Source organism: Streptomyces sp. BR123 (genome assembly GCF_013401435.1).
GTDB lineage: Bacteria > Actinomycetota > Actinomycetes > Streptomycetales > Streptomycetaceae > Streptomyces.
Genome location: NZ_JACBGN010000396.1, coordinates 1 through 5,734 on the forward strand (window position 1 = coordinate 1; position 5,734 = coordinate 5,734).

At 73.4% G+C, this 5,734-nt stretch carries 6 protein-coding genes and 1 tRNA gene; 4 read left to right on the forward strand and 3 right to left on the reverse strand.

What is annotated here, in order from left to right; all coding sequences use genetic code 11:
• A partial coding sequence (locus HYE82_RS33545) for a DoxX family membrane protein (protein WP_179177995.1) occupies nucleotides 1–1,080 on the forward strand: 1,080 nt, incomplete at its 5' end.
• A 97-nt stretch (nucleotides 1,081–1,177) separates the two neighbouring features.
• On the opposite strand, the gene HYE82_RS33550 is transcribed toward HYE82_RS33545, so the two are convergent.
• The 3 genes from HYE82_RS33550 to HYE82_RS33560 all read right to left on the reverse strand — a co-directional run bounded on the left by HYE82_RS33550 (nucleotide 1,178) and on the right by HYE82_RS33560 (nucleotide 3,701).
• On the reverse strand, nucleotides 1,178–1,966 hold the full coding sequence (locus HYE82_RS33550; protein WP_256988046.1) for a nucleotidyltransferase family protein: 789 nt from the start codon (nucleotides 1,964–1,966) through the stop codon (nucleotides 1,178–1,180).
• 65 nt (nucleotides 1,967–2,031) lie between these two features.
• A complete protein-coding gene (locus HYE82_RS33555; RefSeq protein WP_179177996.1) occupies nucleotides 2,032–2,445 on the reverse strand; it encodes a hypothetical protein in 414 nt (137 codons plus the stop codon).
• Nucleotides 2,446–2,612: 167 nt separating this feature from the next.
• Nucleotides 2,613–3,701: an ABC transporter ATP-binding protein gene (locus tag HYE82_RS33560; protein ID WP_179177997.1), complete on the reverse strand. Its 1,089-nt coding sequence runs from the start codon at nucleotides 3,699–3,701 to the stop codon at nucleotides 2,613–2,615.
• A gap of 271 nt (nucleotides 3,702–3,972) precedes the next feature.
• Between HYE82_RS33560 and HYE82_RS33565 the strand changes: the two genes are divergently transcribed.
• The 3 genes from HYE82_RS33565 to HYE82_RS33575 all read left to right on the forward strand — a co-directional run bounded on the left by HYE82_RS33565 (nucleotide 3,973) and on the right by HYE82_RS33575 (nucleotide 5,569).
• Nucleotides 3,973–4,046 (forward strand) — tRNA-Thr (locus HYE82_RS33565).
• A 137-nt stretch (nucleotides 4,047–4,183) separates the two neighbouring features.
• Nucleotides 4,184–5,086 carry an aminoglycoside phosphotransferase family protein gene (locus tag HYE82_RS33570; protein WP_179177998.1) on the forward strand — a complete coding sequence of 301 codons (903 nt, stop codon included), beginning with the start codon at nucleotides 4,184–4,186 and terminating at the stop codon, nucleotides 5,084–5,086.
• A 9-nt stretch (nucleotides 5,087–5,095) separates the two neighbouring features.
• Nucleotides 5,096–5,569 (forward strand): GNAT family N-acetyltransferase, encoded by a 474-nt coding sequence (locus HYE82_RS33575; protein ID WP_179177999.1) that lies wholly within the window; start codon nucleotides 5,096–5,098, stop codon nucleotides 5,567–5,569.
• Nucleotides 5,570–5,734 lie beyond the last annotated feature (165 nt).

The window sequence follows — 5,734 nt, forward strand, 5'->3', positions numbered from 1 at the left end:
GGCCCCGCCGGCCCGCCCCCGTACGACACGGGACCCGTCCAGGACGCCGTCCGACGCGCCCCCTCGGACAACCGCGGCCACGCCTCGTACTACCCAGGCCGCCGCATGAACCTCGGGGTCGTCCTCCTCCCGCTGCGGGTCTTCCTCGGGTTCATCTCCATCTACGCCGGCATGGGCAAGCTCTGCGACCCCGTCTACTTCGACGGCGGCGAACGCGGCTCCATGGTCATCTGGCTGCGCACCCTCGAACCCTGGGCCCTGGCGGAACCGCTGCGCGACTTCGCCCTCGCCCACCCCGTCGGCGCCGGCCTCAGCGTGGCCTTCCTCCAGGTCGTCGTCGGCGTCCTGACCGTCCTCGGACTCTGGCAGCGGTTCGCCGCCTGCTTCGGCGCGCTGCTGTCCGCCGCCCTGCTCATGACCGTCAGCTGGAAGACCGTCCCGGCGTACGACGCCCCGGACATCATCTACCTGGCCGCCTGGAGCCCGCTGATCATCGCCGGCGCTCCCGTCTACTCCCTGGACGGGCGCCTCGCCGGCGAGGCCTGGCGCACCCTCGGCCCCCGCTCCGACCTGTGGCAGCTGCGCCGACGCGTGCTGCGGCGCGGCGCCGTCATGACCACCCTCGTCTGCGGGCTCACCCTCCTCATCGGCTCGCTGCTCGGCGGCGCCGTCCGCTCCAGCACCGTCGTCACCGTGCCCGGCCCCGGCCAGGCCCCGAGCAACTACCTGCCCGGCTCCCCGCTGCCCGTACCGCCGCCCAAGCAGCAGCGCCAGCAGCAGCCGCAGCAGCCCGCGTCGCAGCAGCCGTCGAAGCCGGCGGAACCCGTCGCCAGCGCCACCCCCTCGACCACGCCCAGCAGCCGCACCGGTTCCACGGCCCGCGAGACCGCGGGGACCGGCTCGCAGCCCCCCGCCGCCACCCGCGGCACCGGCGGCAGCCAGAGCAGCACCGGCACCGCGCCGAAGCAGTCCGCTCCGAAGACCTCGTCGTCCACGACCACCCGCAGCAGCGGCAGCACGAGCAGCGACGGGGACACCCCGTCCAAGAAGCCCGGCCTCGTCGGCGGCCTCCTCGGCTGACCGACCCGACCCGCGAAACCCCGGGGCCCGGCACGCGAGACGCGTGCCGGGCCCCGGGCCGTTGCGTACGCGGTGGGCCGCCGAGCCGCCGAAGCCGTCAGGAGGCTCTCTGCGCGGCCAGTTCGCGTGCGGCCTCGGTCAGGTCCTTCGCCGTGTCGATCGCCCGCCAGTACGCGCCCTGCGGCAGCGGGAAGCCCGCCAGCCGCCGCTCCCGCGCCAGCCGCGGGAACGTGGTGCGCTCGTGATCGCCCAAATCCGGGAGCAAGGCGGTGAATTCGGGCGAGAAGACGTAGACGCCCGCATTGATCAGGTACGGCGACGGCGGCGCCTCGATGAAGTCCAGCACCTGCCCGAACTCGTTGGTCTCCACCGCACCCCACGGGATGCGCGGCCGCGCCAGCGCCAGCGTCGCCGTCGCCGCCCGCTCGGCATGGAACGCGGCCATCTCCCTCAGCGAGAACCGGGTCCAGATGTCCCCGTTCGTCGCGTACCACGACCGGTCCGGATGCGGCAGGTGCCGCGCGGCGTACTTCAGGCCGCCGCCGCGCCCGAGCGGCTCCTCCTCCACCACCGTCGTCACGCGCAGCGGGAGGTCGGCCTTCGCCAGCCATTCCTGGAGCACCTCGGCGAGGTGCCCGCAGGAGACGACCGCGTCGGTGACCCCCTCGGAGGCCAGCCAGTTCAGCTGGTGCCCGATGATCGGCACCCCGGTCCCCGGGATCTCGACCATCGGCTTGGGCCGGTCGTCCGTGTACGGACGCAGCCGCGACCCCTGGCCGCCCGCCAGGACCACCGCCTGGGTGGGGGCCTGGGTGAGGGGGGCCGGGATCGCGGCCGCGGGGGCATCGGTGTGAGGTGCGGGAGGTGCGGGGCGTACGTCGGTCATGGCCGCCAGCGTAGGGCCCGGCCGGAGCCCCGGTCCCGGGGGCCGTCCCTAAGGCCGTCCCGGGGTCAGCCCATGGAGGCGACGCCGGACGCGTACGCGGTGTCGCAGACGGGACGCGCGAAGGACTGGGCCTTCGTCGGGCCGTACGCCTCGACGGCGGCCCGCCCCAGGGCCCGCGCGATGCCCGCGCAGTGGCCGGCGAGCGAAGGCCGCTTGTCGACCTCCTGCTGCAGGTGCGTCAGGACGTCACCCGGCATCTCGCCCTGCTGGAGCTCGGAGATGAGCTTGTCGCGCAGCAGGTCCTGCGGGGCGCGCGGCTTCGCGGGGACGGAGACGTCCTCGGCGGAGGCGGTCAGGATCCGGGACGACGAGTTGTCCGCCCACGGGACCATCGTGACCGCGAGCGTCCCGGACAGGACCAGGACGACGGGCAGGACCAGGGCGAGGGATCGGCCGATACGGCGGGCAGTGTGGGTCACGAGGGCGAGAGTAGCGCTCGGTGAAAGTTTGGCGACAGTCGGTCACCCGGTCGGGGGACGGTTCGACGTGGTTTTTCGAATAGCCGGTTGACGGACGCGGCAGAGCCGCCCCGCATGCCCGCAGGGGCGCTCCCGCGAGCGGGAGCGCCCCTGCGGTGCGGCCGGCGTCAGTCGGAGAGGCGCTCGCCGGAGGACGTCGAGAAGACGTGCATCTCGTCGTGGCGGGGTACCACGTGCAGGCTGGAGCCCTTCTCCGGCACCTGGCGGCCGCCGACGCGCACGACGATGTCCTGGCCGCCGTCCGCCTGGGACGTGCGGCCGTAGACGTAGCCGTCGGCGCCGAGCTCCTCGACGACGTTGACCGTGATGGTCAGGCCGCCCTCGGTGCCGATGTCGAAGTGCTCGGGGCGCACGCCGACGGTGACGGTGCGGTCGCCCGCCTCAGCGGCGGCGGCGATCGCCTCGCGCGAGACGGGCACGACGCTGTCGCCGAACTTCACGCCGCCGTCGGTGATCGGGACCTCCACCAGGTTCATGGCGGGCGAGCCGATGAAGCCGGCGACGAACAGGTTCGCCGGGCGGTCGTACATGTTGCGCGGGCTGTCGACCTGCTGCAGGAGGCCGTCCTTCAGCACCGCCACCCGGTCGCCCATCGTCATCGCCTCGACCTGGTCGTGGGTGACGTAGACGGTGGTGATGCCGAGATCGCGCTGGAGCGCCGCGATCTGCGTACGGGTGGAGACGCGGAGCTTGGCGTCGAGGTTCGACAGCGGCTCGTCCATCAGGAAGACCTGCGGCTTGCGCACGATGGCGCGGCCCATGGCGACGCGCTGCCGCTGGCCGCCGGAGAGTGCCTTGGGCTTGCGGTCCAGGTACTGGGTGAGGTCGAGCATCTTCGCCGCGTCCTCCACCTTGCGGCGGATGGTCGCCTTGTCCTCGCCGGCGATCTTCAGGGCGAAGCCCATGTTGTCGGCGACGGTCATGTGCGGGTAGAGCGCGTAGTTCTGGAACACCATCGCGATGTCCCGGTCCTTCGGCGGCAGGTGGGTGACGTCGCGGTCGCCGATGCGGATGGCGCCGCCGTTGACGTCCTCCAGGCCGGCGAGCATGCGCAGCGACGTGGACTTGCCGCAGCCGGAGGGGCCCACGAGGACGAGGAACTCGCCGTCCTCGATGTGCAGGTCGAGCGCGTCGACGGCGGCCTTGTCGGCGCCGGGGTAGAGGCGGGTAGCCGCGTCGAAGGTGACAGAAGCCATGGTGAGGCATCCCTTCTACCGGCAGGAACGTGCCGGACGATCCGAGTGGAAGGAAGTGGTGGTCGGCCCACCGCAGTGGACTTCCGCCCGACGCTACCCGGCGTCCCGGCTTCTGTCAGCACCCGCCCGGGGGTGACGTACGACGCGCCGGCGGGCGGCCGGGGCCTCTTCCCGGCAGGGCGGCGCGTCGGCGCGGGCCGGAAAAGCCCTTCGCGAGCGGGCCTGTCGGCTGTGTAAAGTGAAGGCGATCGGCGTGCGTGCAGCGCCACAGGCCTCCTTAGCTCAGCTGGCCAGAGCACCGCTCTTGTAAAGCGTAGGTCGTCGGTTCGAATCCGACAGGGGGCTCCGTTCCAGGTCAGAGGTAATTCGGGCCCTGGAATTCGTACAGAAGCGGAAGGCCCCGGAGTTTACGCCGGGGCCTTTTGCGCGTCCGGGGGCGATGGCGTCGACCTCGCGGGGGCGGGTCGGGCTACGGTCGGGTCGTGGTGGAGATTCCGCAGGGGCTGGTCGAGGCGCAGCTCCTGTTCAACGGGGAGGCGGGACGGGAGTTCCTCGCGGGGCTGCCGGCGCGCACGGAGCGGTTCCTCCAGGAGTGGAGGCTGCGGCCGGCGGGTCCTGTGATGCACGGGACGACGGCGCTGGTGGTGCCGGTGGAGCGGGCGGACGGCACGGCGGCGGCGCTGAAGCTGCTGCTGCCGGACGAGGAGAGTGCGGGGGAGCCGCTCGCGCTGCGCGCGTGGGACGGGCGGGGCTGCGTACGGCTGCTGGAGCACGATCCGGGGACGGGGACGCTGCTGCTGGAGCGGCTCGACGAGCGGCGGCCGCTGTCGGGGCTGGCGGAGCGGGATCCGCGGCAGGCGGTGCGTGTGGTGGGGGAGTTGCTGGCGCGGCTGACGGCGGTTCCGGCGCCGGCCGGGGTGCGGGGGCTCGGCCCGGTCGCGGCCGGGTTGCTGGAGCGGGCGCCGCGGGCGCTGGCGGGGATCCCGGACGCGCGGGCGCGGGGGCTGGTGGCGGACTGCGCGGCGGCGCTGGCGGAGGTGGCGGGGGAGCCCGGGGACCGGCTGCTGCACTGGGACCTGCACTACGACAACGTCCTGGCGGGCGGCCGGGAACCGTGGCTGGCGATCGATCCGAAGCCGCTCGCGGGTGATCCGGGGTTCGAGCTGCTGCCGGCGATCCGGAACAACTTCGCGGCGGATCAGGTGCGGTGGCGGTTCGACCTGCTGACGGAGGCGCTCGGGCTGGACCGGCAGCGGGCGCGGGCGTGGACGCTGGGGCGGGTGCTGCAGAACTGCCTGTGGGACGTGGAGGACGCGCGGGGCGGCGTGCCGGAGCTGGACGGGCAGCAACTGCTTGCCGCCGAGGTGGTGTTGGGGCGGGCTTAGGCTGCGGGCATGATCCGTAGCGCTGTCGCCGGGGACGTCCCGGTCATCCATGCCATGATCCGCGAGCTCGCGGAGTACGAGAGGGTGCCGCACGAGGCGCGGGCCACCGAGGAGCAGTTGCGGGAGGCGCTGTTCGGGGAGCGGCCGGCGGCGTTCGCGCACATCGCACAGACGCCGGACGGCGAGCCGGTCGGGTTCGCGATCTGGTTCCTGAACTTCTCGACGTGGCGCGGCGTGCACGGCGTCTACCTGGAGGACCTGTACGTGCGCCCCGGCGCCCGCGGCGGCGGGTACGGGAAGGCGCTGCTGGCCGGGCTGGCGCGGATCTGCGTGGAGCGCGGGTACGAGCGGCTGGAGTGGTCGGTGCTGAAGTGGAACGAGCCGACGATCGCGTTCTACGAGGCGCTGGGCGCGCGGCCGCAGGACGAGTGGACGGTGTACCGGCTGACGGACGAAGCGCTGCGGAGCCTGGGCACGCCCTGACGTGTCCCATGCGCCCCCGCGCCCTGCGGTCGGCGGCCCGCGCCGTGCGGGTCTCCGGGAGCCGGATCGGACGCCCGCCGGCGCTCCGGAGCACGGCGGGGCCGGAGGCGTGCGGGCGGACGCCTCCTGTCTCTTATACACAGCTGACGCTGCCGACGACGCTCG